Raw genomic sequence first — 24,982 nt, 5'->3', positions numbered from 1 at the left:
GGGGCGGTGGTGTTCGCGTTGCCGCGTTGGTGTTCAGCTGGTCGGGGTGCTCATTCCGCGGTGACTTCGGTGACGCCGGCCCGTGCGCTGGACTCGTCGACGATGGGGCTTTTGTCTGATGACAGTGTCGGGGGCAGGCCCAGCCATGGTTTGTCGGAGGCGTCGAATCCGGTGAGCTCGGCGATCTTCCCGTCGACGATGTGCAGGACGGCGATGGTAAATAGCCGGTACTCCGGGTCGTCGGGGGTGCGGAGGTACAGCACGGCGGCAGGCATGTGGTTGACCGTCGTGGTGATACAGCGCCAGTCGTCGTGGCCGCGCTGGAAGAGCCCACCGGAGACCCAGCCGTCCACCGCGTCCTTGGCCGTGATGACCGAGGTTCCCGGCTCGGGCAGCATCGCGAAGCGCAGGTCGTCGCGCAGCAGGGACATCAGCCCGTCGAGGTCGTTGCGCTCATGGGCGTCGATGTACAACTTCACCACGCCGCGCTCGTCATTCGACAGCTCGTGGGTGGCGGGGCTCCGCCAGTCGAGGCGGCGGTCGGGCAGCTGCTCGCGCATCGTCACGCGCGCCCGCTGTAGTGCGCTGGTCACCGATGCGACGGTCAGCTCGAGGGCGTCGGCGGCCTTCGACGCCGGCCAGCCGAGGACGTCGCGCAGGATGAACACCGCCCGCTGCCGCGGCGGCAGGTGCTGGACGGCGACGATGAACGCCAGCTCGATCGTCTCCCGCGCCACCACCGATTCCTGCGGGTCCTCCGGGAGCATCCGGTCCGGGTAGGGCTGCAGGTACAGCACCTCGGAGCCGGGGTCCGGCAGCTCGGCAGGCACGGGTGTGCGGTCGTTGCGCTTCTCCAGGAAGTCGAGGCAGGCGTTCGTCGCGATCCGGTACAGCCAGGTCCGCAGCGCAGCATGGCCCTTGAACGACTCCCGCTTGTACCACGCCCGCAGGAACGTCTCCTGCGTCATGTCCTGGGCGTCCTCGTAGTTCGCGAGCATCCGGTAGCAGTGCACCTGCAGCTCACGCCGGTAGCGCTCCGTGATGAGCGCGAACTGTGCTGTGTCATTTGAGCGGGCCGCCGCAATGAACGCGGCCTTGTCGGCGCCTAGCAGTCTGGCGTCGGTCATGGTCGTCAATCCTTCCGCGGGTGGCGAGGGGCTACCAGAACTGACGACGTGGCGGAGGATTTCTGATCGGTGAAGCCGCTGACATCGGGCCGTTCGTCAGGCCGGATGGGTCGGGGTTGATCCAGGGGAGGTGTTCGGGTCAGGCACACCCTCGATGTCGAGGTGGGGGTCCCCCATAGTACTGGGGAAAGATCGGGCCCTCGGCGGCAGCCATCACAGTAGGCCGCGCTCGCGTAGCCGGGCGAGCCGGTCCGGCGGCAGGCAATCGGCGAGGTTTCGTTCCAGGTCGACCAGCTCAAGGTCCACCGCGTACACCACGAAGTCGTCGGCGACCGGCAGTGTCTCTGACCAGTCGCGGAGGTTGAGCCGACCCGCCACCGCGCACGACAGTCGCCGGCAGACCTCGGATCCGGCGGCGGCATCGACGTCGCCGGCGTCGAGCAGGGCGAGCTCCTGTCCTACCAGCCGCAGCAATGCCGCGTCGTCGATGTCGAGGTGGGTGCCGGCATCGAAGTCCTCTGGCGACCATGCGGCCTGGGCGTCGATCGCCGCCAGGGCGGCGCGCTCGTCCTGCGTGGCCGCGTGGACCTCGAAGGACAGCGCGTCCTTCGATCGGTGGTAGCTCAGTGCGACACAGGCGGCGGGGCCGTCTACCACCAGGCGCGCCACGGCGTCCGGGATCAGCGTGAGCAATGCGTCCTGGAGGGTGCGGCACGCCGCGTCGAGATCGAATCCGGCCGGCGGCCGCTCATAGCGCACCTCGGACCGGCTGCCCGTGACCTCGACGACACGGACCAGGCCGCGGTCGTCGTGCTCGGCCGTCAGCACCGAATGCGCCCGGCCGTCGTGTTCGATCTCGATGCGGCTGATCCTCCCCTCGGTATATGCGTACGCCTCCCGCCCCGAACCGCGCCGTGCGGCCATGTCGGCCGAGCGCATCAACCCGTCCACGAAGCGGTACTCGTGCAGGTATATGGGCCCGTCGGTATCGAAGTGCGCCGCCTCGACCACGTCGCCGTCGTGGCGGACGAACGTCTCGTAGTACAGACGACCGTGCAGAAAGCCGCTGTACTCCTCGGTCACCACCGCGCGGCCCTCGGCGTCGAACCCGATGCGCAGTACATCCCGATCGACCGGCGGTCGGGCCTCCAGTCGGCGGCCAGCCTTGAGCAGGTCCCGTTCGAAGCGCAATGGAGGAAGATCAAGGCCCGGCCAGGTGTACCAATCCCAGCGCTCGACGAGTGCGGTCGCCGCTCTCTTTCGGGAGTCGTACTCGGAAGCGAGCTGGGTGAACCGTGCTGCAAGATCGGACACGTCCGGAATCTTACGGGTCGCCCTACCGGACCGGCCGCTCGAGATCTTCCTTGAAACTCCCACTGCACCCGTACGATTGCCGGCATGTTGGGGGTGCACTTCGCCATCACATCGGAGCAGGAGCGCTCGCTGCTAGCGGCAGACGGCGACAGCGACGCGGTGGCCGAACTCCTCGAAGAAATCGAGGAGTCCTGGGACGACGACGCGTTGAAGGTCGACACTGACAAGGCCTGGGACGTCATCCACCGCTGCTTGACCGATGGCACGCGCGACCCAGACGGTGGTGTGTATCCCTTGTCGCACGCGGTGCTCGGTGGGCGGCACCTGCACGATGACTACTACGTCGTGTACGCAAGCGCCGCGGAGGTGCGGGATGTGGCCGACGCCCTGCGGGGTGTAGACCGGACGTGGCTACGCCACCGGTTTGAGGCTATCGATGGCCCTGGCTACAACGGCGCGCACGATAACGGGGATTTCGAGTACACCTGGGACAACTTCGTCGATGTTCGGGCGTTCTACGATCGAGCCGCCACTGCGGAACGCCCAGTGATCTTCACTGCCACCTGAACCAGGATCAAGGGCACTCAAGCACCCGCCATCCTGCCCCAGATCGGGCATGATGCCCCGTCAGGAGGTCGGCAGCCCGGTCTGCACCCTTCGGACGACTTTATGACGATCGGCTCGTGAACGTGCTTCATGCCGCGATCAGAGCGACGACTGGTTGGTGATCTTCCGGTGGTGATCGTGGCCGCATCAGCGACGCGCACTCGTGCCGAAGTGAGTACGCCGAGTACGGCGCTGCGCCGCTGACCCGTCTTTGGCCGGGTCTGCGTCGGCGGCTCGATTGAGGGTTGGTGGCTCCTTGCCGAGTACCCTCGCCGGGTGGCTAAGACGGACAACATTCATCCGGTCCGGACGGTTCGTGTCGGCGGTATGTGCGCCGAGATCGACGAGCAGCTCGCGCCGGTGGTGGAGGCGCTGTGGCGCAACGGGTTCACGACCTTGACGAGTTGCCAGGACGCCGGTGAGAGCAACGCGGGCTGGGTGGACCTTCTGCCGCACATGGCCGTTTACGTCGAGTCGCGCAGAGGCTGGGCGTTCGTCGACTTTCCGGTTGACAGCGGGCTGGCCTTCCTGACCGCGATCGCGAAGGCGGGCCCCCGCGACGCGTTCTACGTGCGGATGACGCATTGGGCCGCACCGGACGCCTGGGCCGTCTCGGTCAAGCCGTACGACGTCGCCATGCGGGAGGAGACCCGCGAGTCGGAGTTCGGTCTGCGGCTGATGCAGGTGTGCTTCCCGGTGTACGACCTCGCCGAGATCCTGCACCGGCTCGAACGCTACGAGGCCGGTGACCTTGTCGCGGCCGCTCCCACCGACTGGACGAGCGTGGGCCGGCCAGGCCGGACCGCCATGGAGCCGGCGATCCGGCCGACAGTGCGTGATCTGTTCGAGCTCGGGCCCTTCCCCGCCGAGGACGTGATCAGCCAGGAGGACATCGAGGAACGGGAGCGACGGCTCGGCCGGATCACCTCGCCGGTCAGCGACGAGGAGGCACGCCTGCTGGTCGGCTGCTTCGGCGTCGACGACTGTTACGGCCTGGCCTGGACGCTGCTGCACCTCGTGGAGTCGGCCCCGACCTTCCGGATCGACACCGAACCGCACCCCGAAGCCGGCGAGTGGATCCGGCGCATGTGGACGCGCTACCGCAACAGTCTCGACCAGTGACCCGACCAGTGCCCGCAGCCACGCGGTGAGCAGCGCGGATGCGGCCAGGACAGCACACGCCGATGACAGTGCTTTGCTGACCGTCAGAAGTTGAACGACCTCATGCAGGTATTAGGCCGATCTGACTGCCATTACCGGGGCATCGTCTGCGCGCTCGGCGTCGCGAAATGCGTACTCGCGACCTGGTATTCGAAGCTCGGACGAAGCGGACCCGTCGCTGGCGCGACAGGTTGCGGAATGCATCGGCAGGGCGCCCTGGGTCGGCCGCCGCTGCGCGAGATTTGGATTGGGAGCTGTGGGGCGCTATCGCAGTTGGTCGCGGCGGCGGGTCAGGTAGGCGGTCTCGGCGGTGTTGCCGGCCAGTTCGATGGCTTTGTCGTAGGCGGCGCGTGACTGCTGGCTGTGGCCGAGTCTGCGCAGTAGGTCGGCGCGGGTCGCGTGGTAGGCGTGGTAGCCGGCCAGCTTGTCCGCAAGACGGTCGACTGCTGCCAGCGCCACCTGTGGGCCGTCGAGTTCGGCGACCGCGATGGCCCGGTTGAGCGCGACGATCGGTGAGGGGTCGAGGCGGAGGAGCTGGTCGTAGAGGGCGACGACTTGCGACCAGTCGGTGTCGCGTACGTCGGGGGCGGAGGTGTGGACGGCGTTGATCGCTGCGAGGATCTGGTAGCGGCCCGGAGCCGCACCGGAGGCGAGGCGTTCGCGTACCAGCCGATGACCTTCGGCGATCAACGCGGCGTCCCAGGCTCCGCGGTCCTGCTGGTCGAGGGTGACGAGTTCGCCGCCGGCCGAGACCCGGGCGGTGCGGCGGGCCTCGGTGAGGAGCATCAGCGCCAGCAGTCCGGCCACCTCGCCGTTGTCCGGCATGAGGGCATGGATCAGGCGGGTGAGCCGGATGGCCTCGGTGGTCAGGTCGTGGCGCAGGGGATCGGTGTCGGAGCCGGTCGCCAGGTAGCCCTCGTTGAAGACGAGGTAGAGGACGGCGAGTACGCCGGATACGCGCGCTGGGAGATCCTGCTCGGACGGCACTCGGTAGGGGATGTGGGCCGCCTTGATCTTGGCTTTCGCGCGGGTGATCCGCTGGCCCATGGCGGTCTCCTGCACCAGGAAGGCACGGGCGATCTCGGGCACGGTCAGGCCGCCGACCATGCGCAGCGTCAGCGCCACCCGGGTCTCCATCGCCAGCGCCGGGTGACAGCAGGTGAAGATCAGCCGGAGCCGGTCGTCGTCGATGGCGCCGACAGGTTCGGGCGGGTCGTCGTCGTACACCATCCGGGCCTCCTTGTGCTTGGCCTCGCGCTTGTTCTCGCGCCGGATTCGGTCGATGGCCTTGCGGTTGGCGGTGACGGTCAGCCAGGCGCCGGGGTTGGGAGGTATGCCGTCGGCCGGCCACCGCTCGACGGCGGTCGCGTACGCCTCGGCAGCCGCGTCTTCGGCGATGTCGAGGTCACCGAACCGTCTGGTCAGGGCGGCGATCACCCGCGCCCACTCCTCGCGGTGGGCCCGGGTGATCGCCTTCTCGACGTCGATGCCGCTCACTGGAACGGACGCACCTCGATCTTCCGATCGCAGACCTTCGACGCCTCGGCGGCGAGCTTGAGCGCCACATCCAGATCGGGGGCCTCCCACACCCAGACGCCGGCGAGGTACTCCTTCGACTCCACGAAAGGCCCGTCGCTGAACACCGCCTGCTCGCCCCGGTTGTCGATGACCGTGGCCGCGTCGGTGTCCGCGAGTCCGCCCGCGAAAACCCAGTGGCCCTCGGCGATCAGTCGTTCGTTGAACGCGCTGATGGCAGGCTGCCTGTCCGTGCTGCCGGGATTGCTCTTGTCATCGATCACGGAAACCAGATACTGCATCTCGGATCATCTCCTGTGGTGTCAAAGACAGCGTGGTCGGTGGTCAGGGACTTCAAACCGTGGGCGCATACTGCGGGCGCCCGGCCGGCCGGTAGACCTGGATCGTGACCCCCTTGGAGTCGACGCGCGACTCGACCAGGTCGAGCGCGAGATCCGGGCCCGCGTCGGGGAACAGCCGCGCGCCCTGGCCGACGACCACCGGGACGGTGAACAGAGTCATCTCGTCGACCAGATCGTTGCCCAGCAGCCACCGGGTCAGGATGCCACTGCCGTGCACCTGCAGCTCACCCCCCGGCTCGGCCTTCAGCTCTCGGACGGCGGCCGCGAGGTCTCCGGACAGGACGGTCGTGTCCGACCACGCCGGATCGGTGAGCGTGGTCGACGCCACGTACTTGGGCCGTGTGTTCAACGCTTCCACGACGCCCTCCCAGCCAGGGGCATCCTGGACCGTCAAGGTCCCCCACGAGCCGGCGAACAGCTCGTAGGTCCGCCGCCCGAACAGGAACGCCTCGGCGCGCTGGTAGGTCTGGTTGATGAACGCGTGGGTCTCGTTGTCGCCCTTCCCCAGGGCCCATCCGCCGCGCTCGAATCCGTTCCTGCGGTCCTCATCCGACGCGCCGCCGTTTCCCTGCATCACTCCATCGATGCTGACCTGAGTCACGGTCGTCAGCTTCATGATCGCGGTTCCTCTGCCTTGGCGCCGCCCCTTGTGGGCGGCCTCACCACCGCTACGAACACCACCGCCCCGATCCGACACCGCCTCCCGGATTTCTTCGCAGAAATTTCCGGGACGCCGGTCGTCAGCGATCCGACAACACGACAGTTTCGCGGCGACGGCGCAGGCTTGTTCCCCTCCGGGTGGTCATTCTTAGGTTCTTCCAGAGAAGATTGCGGAAGGGAGAGGCGTATCACTCAGGGAGAACGATGCTGTTTCGGCGGGAGGTCCTCGAGGGGATCGCGGGCGGGCGGATCGACCGGGTGTTCCGGGTGTGGGCCAAGCCCCCGGTCCGCGCGGGGAGCACCCAGCGCACCTGGGCGGGCGTCATCGTCATCGACTCGGTCACGGCCGTCACCCCCGAGGAGATCACCGAGGAGGACGCCCTCGGTTCCGGCTTCAAAGGCCGCGCGGCCCTGCTCACCGCCCTGTCCAAGAGCACCAAGGAGGGCGGCTACCACCGCGTCATGCTGCACCTCGGCGGTCCCGACCCCGAGGCAGAACTGGCCGGAAACGCTGACCTGACCGACCAGGAACTGGCCGAGCTCAAAGCCGCCCTGGACGCCATCGACGCCCGCAGCCGCCGCGCTCCCTGGACTCGCGACGTCCTTCGCCTCATCGAGGAATACCCCGGCGTGCGCGCCGTGGACCTGGCCGCACGCCTGGACCGCGACAAGCTCCCGTTCAAGGCCGATGTCTCCCGCCTCAAGGCCCTGGGTCTGACCGAAAGCCTGGAGACCGGCTACCGCCTCTCTCCCCGCGGCAAGGCCCTCATGGCCTACCTACGCCTCTGACCAACGATCAGCTGCTGCCAGGCCAGGCCAGGCCAGGCCAGGCCAGGCCAGGCGTGGCCCAGACCCCGGCGACTTCGGTCGAGGAGCCCGGGAGCATGCCGGCGGCCGGCACGGTGAACACCACGCCGGACGGATCGTGGCTGCCTTGGAGCTCGCCGGTGAGGAACTGCAGGCGTACGCCCGTGGCGCGCAGTTGTTCGGCGAGCTCAGCCAGGGCCAGGCCGCGGCCGAGCCGTGGGGCCGGACTGCGCGGCAGGACCATGGATGATCTGTTCCAGACAATCGCGGAACAGATCGTCGACGGTGCGGCCGGGTTGGAAGTACTCGACCACACCGGCCGTCACGGTGGGGTACGCCTTGGCGTACGCGGCCATGTCGAAGCCGTCCAGGGCGTCCGCGTCGGGGGGGCCGACCTGTTCCTCCAGGACGTAGCCGACAGTGAAGCGCAACACCGTCAACACGATCAGGCGAGCCTGCCGCAAAGGAATGCCCCGCCCCACCAGTGTGCTCATCGCCAGTTCGGAGATGGCGGCCATCTTGAGGGACAGTTGGGAGGCCGCGATGATCCGGGCTCCGTCCGGGTGGGCCAGCAACGCGTGCCGCAGCCGCTCGGCCAGGCCGATCAGCCAGTCCTGCCAGCACTCCTCCGGCGCGGGCGACGCCAGCTCGGGGAACTGCTGCTCAAGAATCGCCTCGGCGATCGCGGTGACCAGCGCCGCCTTGTTCGGGATGTGCCAGTAAAGGGTCGGCGACTGTACGCCGAGCCGGGCGGCCAGTTTGCGCGTGGTCACGCCGTCGAGACCCTCGGCGTCCAGTAGCGCGACGGCCTCGGTGACGATCCGCTGCTTGTCCAGAGCCAATTCCGGCACCTCCCCTCAGGCCTCTATCACTGATAGAGTCCTCTATCAGTGATAGAGACTTATGCACCAGGAGAGGCAACGATGAGACACCGGCACTCGCTCCGCGACCTGCTGCACTGGGCGACCCATCGTATTCCGGGGATTCCCGCGCACACCGAGCGGCCGGCCGGCCACCAGGGCCAGGGCCGCCACGGCCATGAGTGGCGGCACTCGCTCACGCACCACCGTTCACACCACCACGGGTTCAACCACTCTCCGGCCCGTCCGCCTCGCGTGCTGGTGGCGTGGCAGACGCGGATCGCCCGCTTGTTCGGTCAGGAGCCGGGGTGAAGGCGGCAGTGCTCCACGAGGCCGGCGGCATCCCACGCTATGAGGACTTCCCCGATCCGGTGGCCGGCGACAGCGAGGTGATCATCAACGTCAAGGCGGTCGCCGTGGAGAACGTCGACAAGGCGATCGCGGCCGGTACACACTACGCCGGCGAGAAGTACATCGGCCGGTTTCCGGCGATTCCTGCCTTCGACGGCATCGGCGCCCTCCCAGACGGCACGCTCGTCGGGTTCGGTAACATCCGCCTGCCCTACGGCGCGCTCGCCGAGAAGGCCGTGGTGCCCCAGGGCTCCTACGTGCCGATCCCTGACGGCATCGACCCGGCCGTGGCGACCGTGATGGCCTCGGCCATCACCGCAATGTCGATGAAAGCGGCCGCGGGGTTCGTTGCCGGGGAGACGGTGCTGGTGCAGGGCGCCACCGGGGTGGCCGGGCGGCTCGCGGTCAAGGTGGCCCGGCTGCTGGGCGCCGGCCGGATCGTCGCCACCGGCCGCGACGACGACCAGTTGCGCGAGGTACAGGCCATCGGGGCCGACACGGTGATCAACACCGCGGTCTCCGACGAGGCGCTGGCGCAGGCGTACCTCGACGCCAGGGGAGACGGCTACGACGTCGTAGTGGACTACCTGTGGGGCAGGCCCAGCGAGATCCTGCTGCGCGCACTGGTGCCGCGGTCGTTCGCGTTCGGCAAGCCGACCCGGGTGGTCCAGATCGGCGAGTCGGCCGGCGCTGAGCTCGCCCTCGCCGGGTCGAGCCTGCGCACTTCCGGCGTGGAGATCTACGGCGCGGCCAAGGGGCTCGACCCGCAGACCATGGACGAGGCGTACCAGCAGATCGTGGCGTGGACGCGGTCCGGCGAGCTCACCTTCGACCTGGAGAAGGTCCCGCTGAGCGACATCGAGACCGCCTGGCAGCGAACCGACCTCAAAGGCAGGCGACTCGTCGTGATGCCGTGACCGGCCCGCGCCCACGGCACACCAGCGATGATCAACGGTCAGCGTTCCGTCGCCGTCCTCACCCACGACGCCGACGGAACCGTCTCGAGCGGCGGAGTGGGCGTCGATCGCGGTCTTCACCGAGGTCGCCGAAGCGTCCAGGGCCGGGGGTGACCAGCCACTCCAGCCGGGTCATCCCCAACCCCGCATCCACCACCGGCATCCGCTACACGTCGGCGCGGACCTCAGCGCTCAGCGACCTTCAGGACTGCCGCTTCCGCCAACCGCGCCGAGGGTGCTCGCCGTGAGGCGGCCGGGTACCGAAGCCGGCGAGGATCGCTTCGAGGGCGGGAAGAGCGCGGCCTGCCTTCTTCGCCCGGATGACCAGGTTCCAGGCCGGCTCGAACTTCTTCCAGCCGCCCGCGTACGCGGCGTGACGCAGCTTGCCCCGCAGCGTTGGCTTGGTGGCGGCCCCGCGCGCGATGGAGCCCCAGCGGTAGAAGTCACGGTAGGCGCGCCAGTAGCCGTCCTCGAGTTCGCGAGCGGTCATCCGGGCGGGTTTGAAGACGACGTTTCGGGTGTCGTAGTGGTCCCAGTCGCTGTGCAGGAGCCGGTCCGCCTTCGCCATGCGTTCATACAGGCGGGTGCCGGGATAGGGGGTGAGAACGTGGAAGGTGGCGGTCTCGACGCCGTTGCCGATCGCCCATTCGACGGTGCGGTCGAACACGCTGGTGTCGTCCTGGTCCATTCCGAAGACGAAACTGCCGTTGACCATCACTCCGTTGTCGTGCAGCCGGCGAATGACCGCGTCGTAGTCGCGGTCGAGGTTCTGCCACTTGCGCTGTTCGGTGAGGTTGCCGGCGTTGACCGTCTCGAAGCCGACGAAGAGGCTGCGCAGCCCGGACTCGGCCGCCTTCTCCAGCAGCCCGGGCCGCAGTACCGCCTGCACCGTACCGGCGGCCTGCCAGAGCCGTCCCATTCCACGCATACCGTCGAAGAGCGCGGAGGCGAACCGGGCGTTGCCGAACAGGTGGTCGTCGAGGAAGTACAGATGGCGTCCCGGTAGCCGGTCGATCTCCGCCAACGCGGCGTCGACGGTCTGGGTGTAGAAGGACTTGCCCCCTTCGAAGAACGCCTCCTTGTAGCAGAAGTCGCAGACATGCGGGCAGCCGCGGGAGACCACGATCGAGTTCGGCACCAGATAGAGATGCCGATCGATCAGGTCGCGGCGGATCGGGGGGAGCGCGGCGAGCGTGCGCTCGGCGGAGTCGTAGCGAGGCGCCGGCCGTCCCGCTCGAAGATCGGCCAGAAACCGTGGCCAGGTGTCCTCGCCGGGGCCACAGAAGATCGTGTCGGCATGCGCCGCGGCCTCCTGGGGCAGCGAGGTCACGTGCAACCCACCGAGGCAGACGTACGCACCCTTGCGCCGGTAGTGATCGGCCAGCTCGTAGGCACGGCGGGCGGAGGTGATGTAGACCTGGATCACCACCAGGTCGGGTTCGTCGCAGGTGTCGACCTTGCGTACGTGCTCGTCGCTGATCGTCACCTCGTCACCGGGATCCAGGTAGCCGGCCAGGGTGGCCAGCCCAAGGGGCGGGAACAGCGAGTACTTGATCGGCCGGAAGAACGGGGACGTGGCCTCGGTAAGAGCAGGCAGGATCATCTTCACGCGCATGGGCTTCCTCCAAATCCGTCCAAGAACTGGATACAGCCGTGAACCGCGCGATCGGTGGGGGAGAAGTGCGGATCCTGTGGAGGTTCTGTGACGGACACCCGCTGCGTCGTAGGAGCTCGAGCAGAGCCGCACGAGCCTTCAGTCAGGTAGTCGGGTATCGGCTGGTCGCCGTGAGTGAAGGTCTGCTGCGGTCGAGGAACGCGCGTACTCCGGGTGATAACGGCACGGGGCGAGGTCGTCGACGAGGCGGGAAACATGGCCGAGGCAGCGGGCCGAGTCGACTTCGCCGCTCAGCACGTCGACGGCAAGGGTCCCGTGCAGGAGGCCTGGTCGAGTTCGGGTTTGCCCTGCTGGAGGTAGGTGGTGTCGTAGTGCTCCTACGCGGGAGTAGGAGGCGTCCTGGGGCGCCGCCGTATGGTCCATGGGTCCAGCGCCGGTGACGGCACGTAGCGCGCGCAAGGTCCCGTCGGTATCCCACGGCACCATCAGGCCCATCGTCGCCGGACGGGCGGCCAGCCCTGCGCCTGCCGAAATCTCATCCATGCAGTCCAGGCGGATATGTGAGTCGATCACCAAACCCACCCCGCCTACGTCTTGGCCATCGACCGCACCGTCGCCCTGCTGGACCGCGACCGGGCGCCCGCCGAGATCGCCGACGCCGAGACCGGCGCCGCGCTCGCCGAAGCGTGAGGGACGAACTCGGCCACTGCTCGATGAGTTCACCCGGTTTCTGCAGGGCGCTCGGTTCCGCTTGTTTCAACAGATCCCCGGTCGTGCCGGCCACCCAGTCCTCGCTCGGGCGGACCGCCCGCCTGCTCCAAGGCGGTCTCGTAGGCGCGCAGGGCGGTGATGACCGTAGCGCGTTCGGCTGGATCGAGGTCGCCCATGACGCGTTCCCAGGCGGAGGCGCTGCCGGACAGCCATTCGCCGATCGGTGCGGCGAAGTCAGGGGCGATGGCGATGATGCGGCGGCGGCGGTCGGCGGGATCGACGGTGCGTTCCAGGACGCCCGGCCGCGTCAGTTCGCTGACCATGAGGCTGACGGTCGTCGGGGCCACCTCCAACCGGGCGGCGAGCTCGTTGACGCCGGCGGGACCGTCGTACTCCAGGTGGGCCAGCAGCGCGAGATGGCGCGGCGCGAGATCCAGACCCCGGAGCACAGGTGGCATGGGCAGGCGCTTGGCGCGGCCGACGAGCCGTGGCATGAGCAGCAGCAGGGTGCGGACGGCCTCGTCGACGGCCGGACCGTCCGCTTCCGTGGACATCGACGACACCTCCCAGGTACCTTTGACTTCAAAGCCTTTGGAGTCAAAGGGAACGAGGTCCACTGTGCCGCATCTGACCGTCCACCTTCCAGAGGACAGACTGGCCGGCGAGGAACCCGAGCTCGTCACCGCCCTGACCGAGGCGATCGTCGACGTCTACGGCGAATGGGCCCGCGACCTCGTGAGCATCCGCCTGGCCGGAGTCCCCGCGGGCCGCTTCGCGCAGGGCGGCAAGGCCGTGGAAACGAACGCCTCGGTGATGTTGGGCGTCCGCGCCGGCGTCTTCGACCGCCCCGACGCCGCCCAGATCACCGCGCGTCTCGGCGCCGCCCTCACAGACGCGATCACGCGCGTCCTCGGCGAGGACTTCCGCACCGGCACCATGGTCGAACTCGTGGCGTCCCCGCCGGAACGAACCTTCGTCGGCGGCGCCCTGGCCGAATGACCACCCTTGGAAGCCGAGCGCTTCAGGGGCGGCCTGGTCGGGTTCGCAGAACTGCCCGAAACCCGCGTAGGTCGATCGGGAACGTTACTTGAAGGCGGCGGCCTCCTGCTCGGCCCGGGTGTCGTACTCCTGGCGTGCCGCCTCGATCTCCGGCACGTGCGCGTTCAGCCAGGCGATGAAGGGAGCCACGGCCCCCAGCAGGTCCCGGCCCAGGTCGGTGAGGGCGTACTCGACGCGCGGCGGCATCACCGGGTACATGGTGCGGGTCACGATCCCGTCCCGTTCCAGCCCGCGCAGGGTGACGGTGAGCATCCGCTGGCTGATCCCGTCGGCCTCGCGCTTGAGCTCGCCGAACCGCTTGGTCCCCTCGGCGAGCAGCGAGATCACATACAGGGACCACTTGTCCCCGATGCGGTCGAGGTTCTCGCGTGCCCGGCAGTCGGCCAGCTCGGTGCCCATGGTTCTCTCCAGGTGACCTAGGAAGAAAAAAGTGCCTTCTTGTGCCGGTGGAGGCGGTCACCCCAGGATGAGAGTGGTTCCTCAACGGAACCAGAACATCGAAGAGAACCGCCTTACCTATCGGAACCAAGGAGACACCATGACAGCGCAGGTTGTCGAGATCCCGGGCTATGTCGCCGGCACCTGGACCATCGATCCGGTGCACTCGGAGGTCGGTTTCGCCGTCCGTCATCTGATGGTCAGCAAGGCCCGGGGCCGCTTCGGCTCCTTCGAAGGCCAGATCGTCACCGGAGCCGACCCGCTGGACTCCAGCGTGACCGCGACGATCGACCTCACCTCGATCGACACCAACAACCAGCAGCGCGACGACCACATCCGCTCGGCCGACTTCTTCGAGGTCGAGACCTACCCCACCATGACCTACCGCTCCACCGGCGTCCGCCGCGACGGCGACGACCACATCCTCGACGGGGAACTGACCCTCAAAGGAGTGACTCGCCCCGTCTCCCTGAAGCTGGAGGCCAACGGCTTCGGCCCCGACCCGTTCGCGCCCGATCCCGCCAAGGGCGGCCGCGCCGGCTTCACCGCCATCGGCGAGATCAACCGCACGGACTTCGGCGTCAGCTACAACGGCCCCATCCCCGGCGGCGGCGTAGCCCTCGGCGAGAAGGTCCAGATCACCCTGGAGATAGAAGCCGTTCTGCAGACCTCCTGACCCTCCCCGATGGCCCGTACCGCTCCGACCGCGCCCGGGCCATCAACCATCCGGTACGACACCGCCTCGGGGGACTGTCTGAAGATCCGGGAAGGTCTGGTGACCAACCGGCCGATCTACATCGCGCTGGGCATCAACTGCCACGGTGAACGTGATGTCCTGGGGGAGTGGGCCGGCACCGGCGGTGAGGGCGCCCAGCAGTGGATGACCTACCTGGCGGAACTGCGTCACCGCGGTGTCGCCGATGTTCGCGCAGTTCGAAACCCATTGGGGCACGATGTATCCGGCGATCGGCGCCAGAGCCCCTGACAGGGACATGCGACCCCACAATCCGTGTCGGGTCCGCTGGGTCTTCCGCGAACCGAGTCGGCGTTGGCACTACGAGCGCGGGAGGCGGGGGGCGACCCGTGTCGCGCACACCGTGGCCGCCGGGGGCGACTCCATGCCGGAGCCGCCCCCGGATGAGGCCTGTCTCGCACGGATGCTTGAGGGGATCGCGCGCCGCGGCTACATCCCCGCTAGTCCCCGGCCATCATGGTGAAGGTGAACCCGGTGCTCGTCGGACGGCGCAGCGAAATGTCGCACTTGATCCGGCGCAGCACCTCGTTCCTGCTGAGGCCGAGTCCCTGGGCGATGAGCTGCTCTGGGCGCACCGGCACCGGATCCTCGAAGACGACCTGCACCTTGACCGGCCATGCCTCGGCGCGCCATGCCGACGGGGTGTCCAGCCGCCAGGCCTCCTTCCAGTTCAGGGTGAAGCGGTTGCGCCGGGCGAGCAGCGGATCCAACAGCCTGGACGCCACCAGCTCCGGATCGTTGGCGTGATAGCCGTCGAGCTCGGCCGGATCGAAGGATCTGACCGGCGCTCGCTCGTGCACGGTGAGCTCGCTCGTCCGATCGCAGGACACGCAGCGGACCAGCAGCCACACGTCCAGCAGGTTGCCGCTGGCGTTGACGCGGAACCTGCCCTCGCCGGTGGTGGCCGACTCCGACCGGCAGTCCACGCACCGCAGCGACAGCAGAGGCAGCCTGGTCCGACGAACGATCCACGGCAGCACGGTATGAGGTTGTGAAGACATGATCTCTCTGACCTGACACGAGGCCGATTGCGCGCGGCCTCAAACGCCGTACGACCGGGCGCGCACGGGCAGCCCGGCAGAGCCGACCGGAGGGTCGGCTTGAAGGAGAGCGGAAGGTGTCAGGTCTAAAGAGCAGGCGGGGTCACGCGGTTCGTCCTCTGTCCTCACTGCGACGGGGCCGCAGGCAACCTACGGAACGCGGAAGGAAGGCTCAAACGGTTTTCCGGCGACGGTGGTCCCTGTCGCCAACTCAGCTGTTTGCCATCGTGGGGAAGGCCCCTTCTCCCTCCTCGCACCGGCCGTCGTCGACAAGCCCGGATAGCGGTCGCGCGTAGAGGACCAGCGCGATCCGGCTGCCCGCGATCGCGCGACGGGCCCGACCACGGGTGACACCGGCGAATCAAAAGATCGGGTTTCGCCGGCCCCGGCAGGGCACCAAGATCTCACGCACCTATTTCTGTGGGCTTGGTCCCTTCGCTCGACTCCGGACTCCGCCAACCTGGCATCCTGGTGGACGGCCGATCATCGTCGGGTACCTGACCGGCGTACCGAACCTCGCCGGGGACCAGCGGAAGATCTGGATGGCTCCCGATGCGAAGGCGGATCTTCGATGGAGGACCACGGATGGCAGATCGTATGACGCCGGGTGGCATGGATCGCTTCGGAGTCCCCGCAGGCTGGCCGCCGCTCCAGGGGCCGCCGCTCCAGGGGCCGCCGCCCGGGTTCCGGCCGGGGCCTCCTCCGTTTCCCGGGCCTCCGGTCATGGGTCGCCCGGCGACCGGAGGGATTCCGGCTCTGGCGCTGGTCGCGGTCGTGCTCGGCGCGCTGACCGTCGGGCTCGCCTCGAACGCGCTCACCCCGTCCCTTCCCATACTCCGGGCCAGCTTCCATTCCGGCTTCGATTCGCTGGAATGGGTCCTCAACGCCTACTCGGTGGCCCTGCTGACAGGTCTGATCCCGGCCGGCCGGATCGCGGACCTGGTCGGGCGCAAGAAGGTGTTCCTGATCGGCGCGGCGGGGCTCATGATCACCCTGCCGCTGATGGGGCTGTCCACCGGCACCACCATGCTCATCGGGCTTCGGGCACTGCAGGGGCTGGCCGCCGCCGCCCTGCTGTCCGCCGGGCTCGGGGCGCTGCGAGATCTCTTCCCGGTCGGCGGCCTGCCCTGGGCGTTCGGCGCCTGGGGTGCCGCGCTCGCCCTCTCCATGGGGGGCGGGCCCCTCATCCTGGCGCTGCTGGCGGAGCGGGAGAGCTGGCGCATACCTTTCTACGGTCTGGTCCTGCCGGCGCTGCTGACCCTGGTGTTCGGGGCGGTGGGGATGCGTGACTCTCGCCGCACGGGGATCCCACGGCCGCTGGACGTGGTGGGGGTCGCGCTGCTCACGGTGACGTTGTTCCTGCTGTCCTTCGGGCTGGCCAACGAGATCGCGGACGGCTGGTCGACTCCCCTGACGCTGCTTCCCCTGGTCGCCGCGGCGGGTCTGGGCGTGGCCTTCGTGCTCGTCTCGGTGCTGGTACAGCCGGCGTTGTTCGCATCGCGGACCGTAGCGGCCGGGCTGGTGACGTTGCTCGGGTTCTTCACCGGCTTCGGCACGCTCACCTTCGCGAACGCGCATCTCCAGACGGTCGATGGCATGAACCTGACCGGCATGGGGGTTCGCCTGCTGCCGATGGGGGCCACGTTCCTGCTGGCTTCGATCGCGTCCGCCGCGCTCACCCGGCAGTTCGGGGCTCGGCCACCGCTGGTCGCCGGAGCGCTGCTCATCGCGGTGCCGGCATTCGGGTTCGCCCTGGTCGACGCCGGGAGCCTCACTCCTGCGTTCGTGCTGGTGTGCCTGGCGGTTCTCGGCCTCGGGCTGGGCTTGGTCGCGGTGGCCGGCGCCTTCGCGGCCATCGGCGATGCCGCACAGGAGTTGCCCGCGGTCGCGGCGGGCTTCCAGCAGGCGGCGCTGGCTCTCGGCGGGATTCTCGCGAGCTCGGTACTCGGCTCGATGGTGTCGTCCCGTGTCTCTTCGGTGACGTCCGAACCCGGCCCGGGGTTCCCGGGCGCCTCGGTCCGTGGCTTGATGACCGTCCTCGTGGACGCCTGGCAGAATGCGCTGCTCGTCGCGGGTGTCGTGGCCCTCGTCGCGGCCGTGGTGGCGCTCCTGGTCCGGCCCCGGCCCCGCTGACCGATCGCACGATCAGCGCCTCATGGCGTGGGGAGGATCGCCGGCCACGGTGCGCGGACGTGCTGGCCGGGCGATATCGGCGAGGGACGATCCGGCGGCGATCGTGGCGGCGGTGCTCATGCACAGCCGGACCCCGTGACCCACGCGGCGCCGCCGCAGCACACCGTCGCGATGAAGACCAGGCGTTCGAGAATGCCGGTCGGCCTGGGCGCCGTGTCGGCCGGTGCCCTCATCGCGGGGTCGGCTTCGCCGCGTGGAACGACGAGCGTCCGATATTCATGAGGTCACGGGGTCATCGAGGGGCGCGGACCTCTCTGCGGCGGATGGCGTCGGTCCCGCCCAGGTCGTCGATGAGGTCGACGAGCACGGCCCGGATCGCCGCCAGGCGTTCGGGTCCGTACCGGCCGGCAAGACGCTCGTCGAGGGCGGCCCGGGACCGGCGGGCGGCCGCGACCGCGTCCCGTCCGCGGGAGGTCAGGCGGACCTTGCGGACGCGAGCGTCGCGAGGGTCGGCGGCGCGTTCCAGGTAGCCGAGATTCTGCAGCTCCGCGACGGCCTTGGAGGCGCCCTGCTGTGTCATCGCCAGCTTGCCGGCGAGCTCTCCGATGGTGGGCTCGGCGTCGATCAGATGCTGGAAGACATAGCCGTGTGAGAACCGCAGGCCCGTGAACCCCTGGCGGTCGAGCTCCCGCTGGACCTCGTCGGCGGCGGCGAGGCCGGCGAACAGGGCGAGGCTCCCGGTGTCGAGGTCGGCGGGGGACCCCGTGGGCGGATCGGGTGCGGGCATGTCCCCAGTCTGCACTTGACAACCAAGGTTGTGCAACTATGGTTGTGTTTATGTCGGACGCCAGAGAACGTCTCAATGTCGATCTTGCTCTGCGCTACCACCGTGCCGTCTCCGAAGGCGCCACCGGCCAGGATCTCGCGCGTTTCCTCGCTCCCGGCCTGGTCCACCACGAGCTGCCGAACGCGTTGTTCCCCGACGGGGTCGTTCGTGATCTGAGTGCCATCCTGGAGGCGGCGGTCAAGGGCGGGAAGGGCGTGAGCGACCAGCGCTTCGACGTGCTCAACGCGGTCGCCGCCGGCGACCAGGTGGCAATGGAGGTCGTCTGGTCTGGCACCCTGGCCGTGCCGTACGGGCCGCTCCCGGCAGGGCATGTGCTGCGGGCGCACATCGCGACCTTCCTGGAGATCCACGACGGCAGGATCACCGCTCAGCGCAACTACGACTGCTACGAGCGCCTGGACGCCGGCCCGGGCGGTGCGCCCGGAGTCCCGGGTTCGGCGGCTCAGGCGGGGGCCGGGCGACCGGCTGAGCGGTAGCGGGTCCACTCCGTGGATGCCCTCGATGCCGCCGAGCGCTGCGGCGAACCTGCCGGGGCCGATGCCGGCGGGGGACCGGCCGAAGAACTCGCGGGTCAACCGTCTGGGTTCGCGCTGGACAGGTGCGCGAAGTGGGCGCCGGCGGGCGGTCAGGCCGCGAACCGGAGGATCTTCGTCGGCGTCACGCGCACGATGAGCCGGATCTCGTCCGGTTCGGCCAGAGGCGGGTCTTCGCCGAGGTACTTGTGCGAGAGGCGGTGCGGTAGCAGCCTGTCCTCGTCGGTGATCAGTTCGGCCGTACCGCGGATCTCGACGGAGGAGTAGGGGTTCTCGAGGTCGAAGAGCGAGACGCTGACTCTCGGGTCCCTGGTGAGGTTGCGGGCCTTCTGGCGGCCCGCGGTGGTGGAGAACAGGACGGTGTCGCCCTCCCGCTCGACCCACACCACCGAGGAGTGGGGCGCGCCGCCCGGTCCGACGGTCGCGACGGTGGCGAAGTTCCTGCCGTCCAGCATCGTGCGGACCGTCTGGTCAAAGTTCGTTCCCGTCATGGAGGTGGTTCCCTTCGCGGTGGAGCCGTCGTCGAGACCGACTGCAGTAGATGGTTGGCTAGCAGACTATCTACTACAGATCTAAATGGTGCAGGTGGTCGCCGGAATCTTGGGCGGGTTCGAGGGCGTCGTCCATCGCGTGGGTCAGGTCGAGGACGGCGTCGTACTCATGCGTCTCGCGGATCCAGGCATTGACGGTGGGTGTCGGCTCGCTCCGGGGGTCCATCGCGGCCGGCTCGCCAAAAGGCAGATCGATGTCACGAAGTCGCCGTCGGCCTCGGCGCCCGGCGTCAATCGCACGGGCGGGGCCGCGGGCCGTCGATGTCAGCGGTTGGGTGGGGCTACCAGGCCGGATTCGTAGGCCAGGACCACGAGTTGGGCGCGGTCGCGGGCGTAGAGCTTGGCCATGGCCCGGTTGATGTGGGTCTTCACGGTCAGGGGGCTGATCACCATACGGTCGGCGATCTCGCTGTTGGAGAGGCCCTGGGCGACCAGGGCGACGGCCTCGCGTTCGCGGTTGGTCAGCCCTTTCAGTTCCGTGCCTGCGCGTGGGTGGAGCGGCTGGGCGACGAACCGGTCGATCAGTTTGCGGGTGATCGACGGTGCGAGCAGGGCGTCGCCGCGCGCGGCGACGCGTACGGCGTGCAGGAGATCCTCTGGCTGGATGTCCTTGACGAGGAATCCGGCGGCGCCGGCGCGCAGCGCGTCGAAGACGTATTCGTCGAAGCCGTAGTTGGTCAGGATGATGACGTGCACCCGGGCCAGGGCCGGGTCCGCGGCGATGAGCCGGGTCGCCTCGATGCCGTCGACGACGGGCATCTGAACGTCGATGAGGGCGACGTCGGGCAGGTGTTGCCTGGCAAGTGCCAGGCCCTCCTTCCCGTCGGCGGCCTCGGCCACCACCTGGATGTCGTCTTCGATGTCCAGGAGTGCGCGGAATCCGCTGCGTAGGAGCGGCTGGTCGTCGACCAGCAGGACCCGGATCACGGCGTTGGGACCATCGGGAGTTCGGCTTGGACGGTGAAGCCGCCCTCGGTTCGCGGTTCCGCGCGCAGGCGACCGCCGAGGGCGGTGACTCGTTCGCGCATCCCGACGAGCCCGACGCCGGGTATCGGGGCGGTGTCGGGCGTGGCCTTTCCGTCGTCATCGACCCGGATGGCGAGGGCGTCAGGACGGTAGCCGATCCGGACCGACGCCGTGGCGGCGGCGGCGTGACGGGCGATGTTGGTGAGCGACTCCTGAACGATCCGGTAGGCGGTCCGGTCCACCGCGGTCGGCACGTCGTGTCGTTGCCCATCGATCGTCAGCGTCGCGTCCAGGCCGGTCGCACGGGCGCGTTCCACCAGGTGGGGGATCTGGTCGAGCCCACGCGGCGGGGTGTTGTCGTCGTCGCGCAGCGCCTCCAGGGTCGATCGCAGTTCCCGGGTCGCCTCGCGGCCCGCCTCCAGAATCGCCAGCAGGGAATCCGGCACCTGTTCTCCGCGCCTGCGGGCCAGGTGCACGGCGACTTCGGCCTGGACCTTGATGACCGAGATCTGGTGGGTGAGCGAATCGTGCAGTTCCCGCGCGATGTGCAGCCGCTCCTCGCTGGCACGGTGTCGCGCGGTCTCCTCCCGGGTGCGTTCGGCTTCGTCGGCACGCTTCTCGGCCTGCCGCAGCGCTTCACCCGCGGCGGCGGCGGCGATCAGCCAGGCCAGCCCGAGGGTGTCTCGGGTCTGCGCGAGCGCCTCGCTCACAGTCCTGTCGAGTGGGGAGGCCAGCACCGCGAGCGGGAGAGTGACCAGCAGGGTCACGCTCGCCGCCGCCGTGATCTTGCGGTGTCCAGCCCGGACGGCGGCGTATACCGCGAACAGGAACGCGACGGCGGGCACCTCGAAACCGGCCGCCTGCCAGCTCACCGAGCACAGCCCGGTGACGGCCAGAACGGGAACCGGAGCACGGCGGGACCCGGCCAGCGCCAGGCCGCTGATCGCCATCAGCGCATAGCCGAGTAGGTCGAGATCCGTGCCGGGGTGATGTCCGGTCAGCCCGGCGACCAGTTGGATCGCCGCCACGCAGGCGGCGATCGCCCAGTCTCTGACGCCGGCCCGATCTGTGCTCATGTGCGCACCCTAGCCGGGTGGCGCTGCGGGCGAATCCTGCCCACGGACGAGTGGCCGCCTACCGCCCCGGCAGTACTTTCGCGGAATCTACGGTGCCCGCGGCAACCGGATGCCCCATCGGTGGCAGCGCGATGTGCATGCGTCCGCTGGATGCCCCCCGGTGCTCCCCGCGGACATGATCCCAGCCATCGGAAAGACAGATATACGAAGGAGAGGGATATGAGGGCATCGAACCCCGCTTCGCCCGAGGGCTCCGCCGGACGGCGGCCGGCAGATGGAGCTTTGGCGGGACTGGCCCGGTTCTGTTACCGGCGCCGCCGCCTGGTGCTCCTGGTCTGGATCGTCGGTGTGATCGCAGTGGCGTTCGTCGGCTTCGGCTACGGTGCCGCCTCCGACAACGACTTCTCCGGCGGAGACTCCGGGTCCGCCGAGGCGCAGGCACTGATCGAGAAGCACTTCCCCGAGCAGCAAGGGGACACGCTGACTCTCGCGATCAAGGCGGAAAAGGGGATCGATGATCCCGCTGCCCGGCAAAAGATCGAGAAGGTCATCGCCGATCTCGCCGCCTCACCCCTCACCGGCCCGCTGACCTCGCCATATGAGGACAAGGATCTGGTGACGGCGGATCGTCATATCGCCCGGACGACGATCCCGCTGACTGACAGGACGGTGAAGAAGACCGAGGTCGCGCCCCTGGTGGCCGGGGTCAAGAAAGCCTCTGGTGACGGCGTGACGCTGGGGCTGGGCGGGGATATCGCGGCCAAGGCCGAGACGCCCAAGCCGGGTCCGACCGAGAGCGTCGGCGTCCTGGCGGCAGCGGTGATCTTGTTCATCGCCTTCGGGTCACTGGTGGCGGTAGGCCTGCCGATCGTGACCGCGCTGATGGGGATCATCGGTGGCATCGCCCTGATGAAGCTCGTGGGGTACGTGGTCCCCTCGCCGGACTTCACGGCGCTCGTCTCCGCGATGATCGGGCTCGGTGTCGGCATCGACTACGCACTGTTCATCGTGACGCGCTACAAGGAGAGCCTGCAGGACGGTGACGAGCCCGAGAGCGCCACGGTCAAGGCCATCACCACCGCGGGCCACGCGGTGCTGTTCGCCGGCACGACCGTCGTGATCGCGCTGCTGGGCCTGGTCGCCATGGGGCAGAGGCTGATGACCGGCGTGGCCATCGGCGCGGCGGTGACCGTGCTGGTGACGATGGTCGCCGCGGTGACCCTGCTGCCGGCGTTCCTGGGCTTCACGGGCCGTAAGATCAGCGCGCTGCGCCTGCCCCGTCGCACGCACCGCCGGCACGAGCCCGGCGACGCACCGTCCCGGGAGCGCCGCACCCCCGCCGAGCGCTGGGCCGGCGTGGTGCAGCGCAGGCCGCTGGTCGCCGCGGTGCTGGCGGGCGCGGGCCTGCTGGTACTGGCCGCCCCCGCGCTGTCGATGCGGCTGAGCCTGCCCGACGCCAGTGTCCAGCCGCACGACAGGAGCAGCTACACCTCATACGAAATCGTCTCCGAGGGCTTCGGTCCCGGCTACGGCGCACCCCTGATCTTCGCCACCGAGGTCGACTCCAAGGACGCCGATCTGCGTCCCGTCGTCGAAGCGGTCAACAGGACCGAGGGCATCGCCTACGTCACGCGGCCTCGGGTCAGCAAGGACGAGCGGGCCGCCATCTTCATGGCCTTCCCCAAGACCGGATACCAGGATGAGGCGACCGCGGACCTGGTGCACGAGCTCCGCGACGACGTGCTGCCCAAGGCACCCGGCGGAGAACAGGTCTACGTCGGCGGCCCGAACGCCGCCACGATCGACTTCGCCGAGGACGTCGGCTCGCGCCTTCCCCTGATGATCGCGGTCGTCATCGCGATGTCCCTGGTGCTGTTGATCGCGCTGGTCCGGTCGGTCACGATCGCGCTGCAGGCCGCCGTGATGAACCTGCTGTCGATCGGCGCCGCCTACGGCGTGCTGGTCGCGATCGTGCAGTGGGGATGGTTCGGCTCGGCCCTCGGTTTCCCCACCGCCATGCCGATCACGACCTGGGTGCCGATGATGATGTTCCCGATCCTGTTCGGCCTGTCCATGGACTACGAGGTCTTCCTGATCTCGCGAGTCCGTGAGGAGTACGAGCGCACCGGCGACACCCGGATGGCCGTCACTCGCGGGCTGGCGCGGACCGCCAAGGTGATCACGGCCGCGGCCGCCATCATGATCGCCGTCTTCGCGACCTCCCTGCTCGGCTCCGACGTCGCGGTCAAGCAGATAGGTCTGGGCATGGCCGTCGCAGTGTTCATCGACGCCACCATCGTCCGGATGATCCTCGTCCCCGCGGTGATGGAACTGTGCGGCAAGGCCAACTGGTGGATGCCCGGACGCCGGGCACCGAAGGCGACTCCGGCTGCACGGGCCGTGGTCGGGGAAGAGGCCGGAGTCTGACCATTGCTCGAGTCGGAGTGCGGGGAACCCTCGGGTGGGTTCGCCGCACTCTCTCGTCGGCGCCGCCGGCACCGCCGATGGTCTTGCCGCGGGGCCGGGCGGGGCTCCCTTCCGGTGCGGCGTGGTGTTCACCAGCTGATTCTCGCCGCCACCGGCAGGTGGTCGCTGCCGGTGGCCGGCAGCACCCACGAGCTCTCCGGCTCCACGCCGCGGACCAGGATCTGGTCGATCCGCGCCACCGGGAAGGACGCCGGCCAGGTGAAGCCGAAGCCGTCCCCGGCCGCGTTCTGGGCCGAGCGCAGCCGAGAGGTGAGGTCGGCGAACGCGCGGTCGTCCATGGTGCCGTTCAGGTCGCCGAGCAGCACCACCCGCTCGTTCTGCTCGGCGGCGATGGCCTTGCCGAGCGCCTGCGCGTTTCTGTCCCGCGAGTCCGTCCAAAAGCCCGCCCTGGGATTCACCCGGGCGGACCCCAGGTGGGCGACGTAGATTGCCAGCGGACCCTGGTCCGTGGCCACCGTGGTGCGCAGCGCCCGGTTGTAGGTCATTTTGATGTCGGCCGGTTTGGTGTCCCCCAGCGGCCCGGCGTCCGTCTTGATGTCGACCGGCTGGGTGTCCGACAGCGGCAGCTTGCTCCACAGCCCGACTGTGCCCTGCACCGTGTGGTACGGGTACGCCTTCGCCAGCCCATTCTCGTACGTGCCCCGGGCCTGCTCGGTGATCTCCTGCAGGGCCAGCACGTCCGCGCCGGAGGCGGCCAGGTCGCGGGCGGCGCCGGCCGGGTCGGGGTTGCCGGCGCCGACGTTGTGGCTGGCCACCGTGAGGTCGCCGCCCGGGTGGGACTTGTCGCCGAGCAGCGCGCCGAAAAGGTTCAGCCACACGATGACCGGCACCAGCAGCGCGACGACCGCGGAGGCGGAGCGGCGCCACAGCGCCCCGGCCAGCAGCGCCGGGATGAACAGGCCGAACCACGGCAGGAAGGTCTCCGCCAGGCTGCCGAGGTTCCCGATGCGGTTCGGGATCTTCGCGTGCAGCAGCATGAGCAGGCCGAGCAGCAGCGCCAGCGCAGCGAGCATCGGGCCGCGCTTCCAGGGCTCCGGCCGGGAGCCGCTGCGG

General features: G+C 68.9%; 26 protein-coding genes and 1 pseudogene. 11 read left to right on the top strand and 16 right to left on the bottom strand.

Features of this window, described 5'->3' with window-relative positions:
* Positions 1-50: 50 nt before the first annotated feature.
* Both ACRYCC_RS34655 and ACRYCC_RS34650 read right to left on the bottom strand, forming a co-directional pair.
* Positions 51-1,127 carry an RNA polymerase subunit sigma-70 gene (locus ACRYCC_RS34655; protein ID WP_433818113.1) on the bottom strand — a complete coding sequence of 359 codons (1,077 nt, stop codon included), beginning with the start codon at positions 1,125-1,127 and terminating at the stop codon, positions 51-53.
* Positions 1,128-1,340: 213 nt separating this feature from the next.
* The gene (locus ACRYCC_RS34650) at positions 1,341-2,441 is read right to left on the bottom strand and encodes a hypothetical protein (RefSeq protein ID WP_433818112.1); all 1,101 of its coding nucleotides are present in this window, start codon (positions 2,439-2,441) and stop codon (positions 1,341-1,343) included.
* 84 nt (positions 2,442-2,525) lie between these two features.
* On the opposite strand from ACRYCC_RS34650, the gene ACRYCC_RS34645 reads away from it, so the two are divergent.
* Both ACRYCC_RS34645 and ACRYCC_RS34640 read left to right on the top strand, forming a co-directional pair.
* Positions 2,526-3,008: a YfbM family protein gene (locus ACRYCC_RS34645; protein ID WP_433818110.1), complete on the top strand. Its 483-nt coding sequence runs from the start codon at positions 2,526-2,528 to the stop codon at positions 3,006-3,008.
* Positions 3,009-3,323: 315 nt separating this feature from the next.
* The gene (locus tag ACRYCC_RS34640; RefSeq protein ID WP_433818109.1) at positions 3,324-4,169 is read left to right on the top strand and encodes a hypothetical protein; all 846 of its coding nucleotides are present in this window, start codon (positions 3,324-3,326) and stop codon (positions 4,167-4,169) included.
* 303 nt (positions 4,170-4,472) lie between these two features.
* Here ACRYCC_RS34640 and ACRYCC_RS34635 read toward each other — a convergent pair whose 3' ends face one another.
* The 3 genes from ACRYCC_RS34635 to ACRYCC_RS34625 are packed head-to-tail and all read right to left on the bottom strand — an operon-like array spanning position 4,473 to position 6,701.
* The gene (locus ACRYCC_RS34635; protein WP_433818108.1) at positions 4,473-5,705 is read right to left on the bottom strand and encodes an RNA polymerase sigma factor; all 1,233 of its coding nucleotides are present in this window, start codon (positions 5,703-5,705) and stop codon (positions 4,473-4,475) included.
* The gene (locus ACRYCC_RS34630; protein WP_433818106.1) at positions 5,702-6,025 is read right to left on the bottom strand and encodes a YciI family protein; all 324 of its coding nucleotides are present in this window, start codon (positions 6,023-6,025) and stop codon (positions 5,702-5,704) included. Before ACRYCC_RS34630 ends, ACRYCC_RS34635 begins: the two co-directional genes overlap by 4 nt.
* A 52-nt stretch (positions 6,026-6,077) precedes the next feature.
* Positions 6,078-6,701, bottom strand: a complete 624-nt coding sequence (locus tag ACRYCC_RS34625) for a dihydrofolate reductase family protein (protein WP_433818105.1) — start codon at positions 6,699-6,701, stop codon at positions 6,078-6,080.
* Positions 6,702-6,949: 248 nt separating this feature from the next.
* On the opposite strand from ACRYCC_RS34625, the gene ACRYCC_RS34620 reads away from it, so the two are divergent.
* A complete protein-coding gene (locus tag ACRYCC_RS34620; protein ID WP_433818104.1) occupies positions 6,950-7,534 on the top strand; it encodes an ASCH domain-containing protein in 585 nt (194 codons plus the stop codon).
* Between the two features lie 7 nt (positions 7,535-7,541).
* Here the strand turns inward: ACRYCC_RS34620 and ACRYCC_RS34615 are convergent, their stop codons facing one another.
* Positions 7,542-7,796, bottom strand: coding sequence for a hypothetical protein (locus ACRYCC_RS34615; protein ID WP_433818102.1), 255 nt, complete (start codon positions 7,794-7,796; stop codon positions 7,542-7,544).
* On the bottom strand, positions 7,741-8,394 hold the full coding sequence (locus ACRYCC_RS34610) for a TetR/AcrR family transcriptional regulator C-terminal domain-containing protein (protein WP_433818101.1): 654 nt from the start codon (positions 8,392-8,394) through the stop codon (positions 7,741-7,743). The genes ACRYCC_RS34615 and ACRYCC_RS34610 overlap by 56 nt, the downstream gene beginning before the upstream one ends.
* A gap of 81 nt (positions 8,395-8,475) precedes the next feature.
* Here ACRYCC_RS34610 and ACRYCC_RS34605 point away from each other — a divergent pair, with 81 nt between their 5' ends.
* Together ACRYCC_RS34605 and ACRYCC_RS34600 are read left to right on the top strand one after the other, a co-directional pair.
* A complete protein-coding gene (locus ACRYCC_RS34605; RefSeq protein ID WP_433818099.1) occupies positions 8,476-8,724 on the top strand; it encodes a hypothetical protein in 249 nt (82 codons plus the stop codon).
* Positions 8,721-9,680, top strand: a complete 960-nt coding sequence (locus tag ACRYCC_RS34600; RefSeq protein WP_433818098.1) for a quinone oxidoreductase family protein — start codon at positions 8,721-8,723, stop codon at positions 9,678-9,680. The genes ACRYCC_RS34605 and ACRYCC_RS34600 overlap by 4 nt, the downstream gene beginning before the upstream one ends.
* Before the next feature lie 241 nt (positions 9,681-9,921).
* Here ACRYCC_RS34600 and ACRYCC_RS34595 read toward each other — a convergent pair whose 3' ends face one another.
* Positions 9,922-11,334 (bottom strand): B12-binding domain-containing radical SAM protein, encoded by a 1,413-nt coding sequence (locus ACRYCC_RS34595; protein WP_433818096.1) that lies wholly within the window; start codon positions 11,332-11,334, stop codon positions 9,922-9,924.
* A gap of 719 nt (positions 11,335-12,053) precedes the next feature.
* On the bottom strand, positions 12,054-12,599 hold the full coding sequence (locus ACRYCC_RS34590; RefSeq protein WP_433818095.1) for a MarR family winged helix-turn-helix transcriptional regulator: 546 nt from the start codon (positions 12,597-12,599) through the stop codon (positions 12,054-12,056).
* Between ACRYCC_RS34590 and ACRYCC_RS34585 the strand changes: the two genes are divergently transcribed.
* The gene (locus ACRYCC_RS34585) at positions 12,592-13,044 is read left to right on the top strand and encodes a tautomerase family protein (protein ID WP_433818094.1); all 453 of its coding nucleotides are present in this window, start codon (positions 12,592-12,594) and stop codon (positions 13,042-13,044) included. The two genes, ACRYCC_RS34590 and ACRYCC_RS34585, sit on opposite strands and share 8 nt — an antisense overlap.
* Before the next feature lie 84 nt (positions 13,045-13,128).
* Here the strand turns inward: ACRYCC_RS34585 and ACRYCC_RS34580 are convergent, their stop codons facing one another.
* Positions 13,129-13,503, bottom strand: coding sequence for a winged helix-turn-helix transcriptional regulator (locus tag ACRYCC_RS34580; protein WP_433818093.1), 375 nt, complete (start codon positions 13,501-13,503; stop codon positions 13,129-13,131).
* A gap of 139 nt (positions 13,504-13,642) precedes the next feature.
* On the opposite strand from ACRYCC_RS34580, the gene ACRYCC_RS34575 reads away from it, so the two are divergent.
* Positions 13,643-14,218, top strand: coding sequence for a YceI family protein (locus ACRYCC_RS34575; RefSeq protein ID WP_433818092.1), 576 nt, complete (start codon positions 13,643-13,645; stop codon positions 14,216-14,218).
* A gap of 78 nt (positions 14,219-14,296) precedes the next feature.
* A pseudogene (locus tag ACRYCC_RS34570) lies at positions 14,297-14,467 on the top strand (transposase); the annotation flags it as partial.
* A 269-nt stretch (positions 14,468-14,736) separates the two neighbouring features.
* On the opposite strand, the gene ACRYCC_RS34565 reads toward ACRYCC_RS34570, so the two are convergent.
* Complete coding sequence (locus tag ACRYCC_RS34565; RefSeq protein WP_433818091.1) at positions 14,737-15,276, bottom strand: DUF1062 domain-containing protein; 540 nt, start codon at positions 15,274-15,276, stop codon at positions 14,737-14,739.
* Positions 15,277-16,059: 783 nt separating this feature from the next.
* Here ACRYCC_RS34565 and ACRYCC_RS34560 point away from each other — a divergent pair.
* Positions 16,060-17,469, top strand: a complete 1,410-nt coding sequence (locus tag ACRYCC_RS34560; protein WP_433818090.1) for an MFS transporter — start codon at positions 16,060-16,062, stop codon at positions 17,467-17,469.
* Positions 17,470-17,761: 292 nt separating this feature from the next.
* Here the strand turns inward: ACRYCC_RS34560 and ACRYCC_RS34555 are convergent, their stop codons facing one another.
* Positions 17,762-18,256 carry a MarR family winged helix-turn-helix transcriptional regulator gene (locus ACRYCC_RS34555; RefSeq protein ID WP_433818089.1) on the bottom strand — a complete coding sequence of 165 codons (495 nt, stop codon included), beginning with the start codon at positions 18,254-18,256 and terminating at the stop codon, positions 17,762-17,764.
* Between the two features lie 50 nt (positions 18,257-18,306).
* Here ACRYCC_RS34555 and ACRYCC_RS34550 point away from each other — a divergent pair, with 50 nt between their 5' ends.
* Positions 18,307-18,792: a nuclear transport factor 2 family protein gene (locus ACRYCC_RS34550; RefSeq protein ID WP_433818087.1), complete on the top strand. Its 486-nt coding sequence runs from the start codon at positions 18,307-18,309 to the stop codon at positions 18,790-18,792.
* Between the two features lie 149 nt (positions 18,793-18,941).
* On the opposite strand, the gene ACRYCC_RS34545 is transcribed toward ACRYCC_RS34550, so the two are convergent.
* The 3 genes from ACRYCC_RS34545 to ACRYCC_RS34535 form a co-directional block, all read right to left on the bottom strand.
* Positions 18,942-19,340: a PPOX class F420-dependent oxidoreductase gene (locus ACRYCC_RS34545; RefSeq protein WP_433818086.1), complete on the bottom strand. Its 399-nt coding sequence runs from the start codon at positions 19,338-19,340 to the stop codon at positions 18,942-18,944.
* Between the two features lie 324 nt (positions 19,341-19,664).
* Positions 19,665-20,327 carry a response regulator gene (locus tag ACRYCC_RS34540; RefSeq protein ID WP_433818085.1) on the bottom strand — a complete coding sequence of 221 codons (663 nt, stop codon included), beginning with the start codon at positions 20,325-20,327 and terminating at the stop codon, positions 19,665-19,667.
* Positions 20,324-21,442 (bottom strand): sensor histidine kinase, encoded by a 1,119-nt coding sequence (locus tag ACRYCC_RS34535; protein ID WP_433818083.1) that lies wholly within the window; start codon positions 21,440-21,442, stop codon positions 20,324-20,326. The genes ACRYCC_RS34540 and ACRYCC_RS34535 overlap by 4 nt, the downstream gene beginning before the upstream one ends.
* Positions 21,443-21,661: 219 nt before the next feature.
* Here ACRYCC_RS34535 and ACRYCC_RS34530 point away from each other — a divergent pair, with 219 nt between their 5' ends.
* The gene (locus ACRYCC_RS34530; RefSeq protein ID WP_433818081.1) at positions 21,662-23,869 is read left to right on the top strand and encodes an MMPL family transporter; all 2,208 of its coding nucleotides are present in this window, start codon (positions 21,662-21,664) and stop codon (positions 23,867-23,869) included.
* A 128-nt stretch (positions 23,870-23,997) separates the two neighbouring features.
* On the opposite strand, the gene ACRYCC_RS34525 is transcribed toward ACRYCC_RS34530, so the two are convergent.
* On the bottom strand, positions 23,998-24,942 hold the full coding sequence (locus ACRYCC_RS34525; RefSeq protein ID WP_433818443.1) for an endonuclease/exonuclease/phosphatase family protein: 945 nt from the start codon (positions 24,940-24,942) through the stop codon (positions 23,998-24,000).
* Between the last annotated feature and the right edge of the window lie 40 nt (positions 24,943-24,982).

Source organism: Actinomadura scrupuli, from assembly GCF_050971785.1.
GTDB lineage: Bacteria > Actinomycetota > Actinomycetes > Streptosporangiales > Streptosporangiaceae > Actinomadura_E > Actinomadura_E scrupuli.
This window is presented reverse-complemented; position numbering and strand designations above follow the sequence as displayed.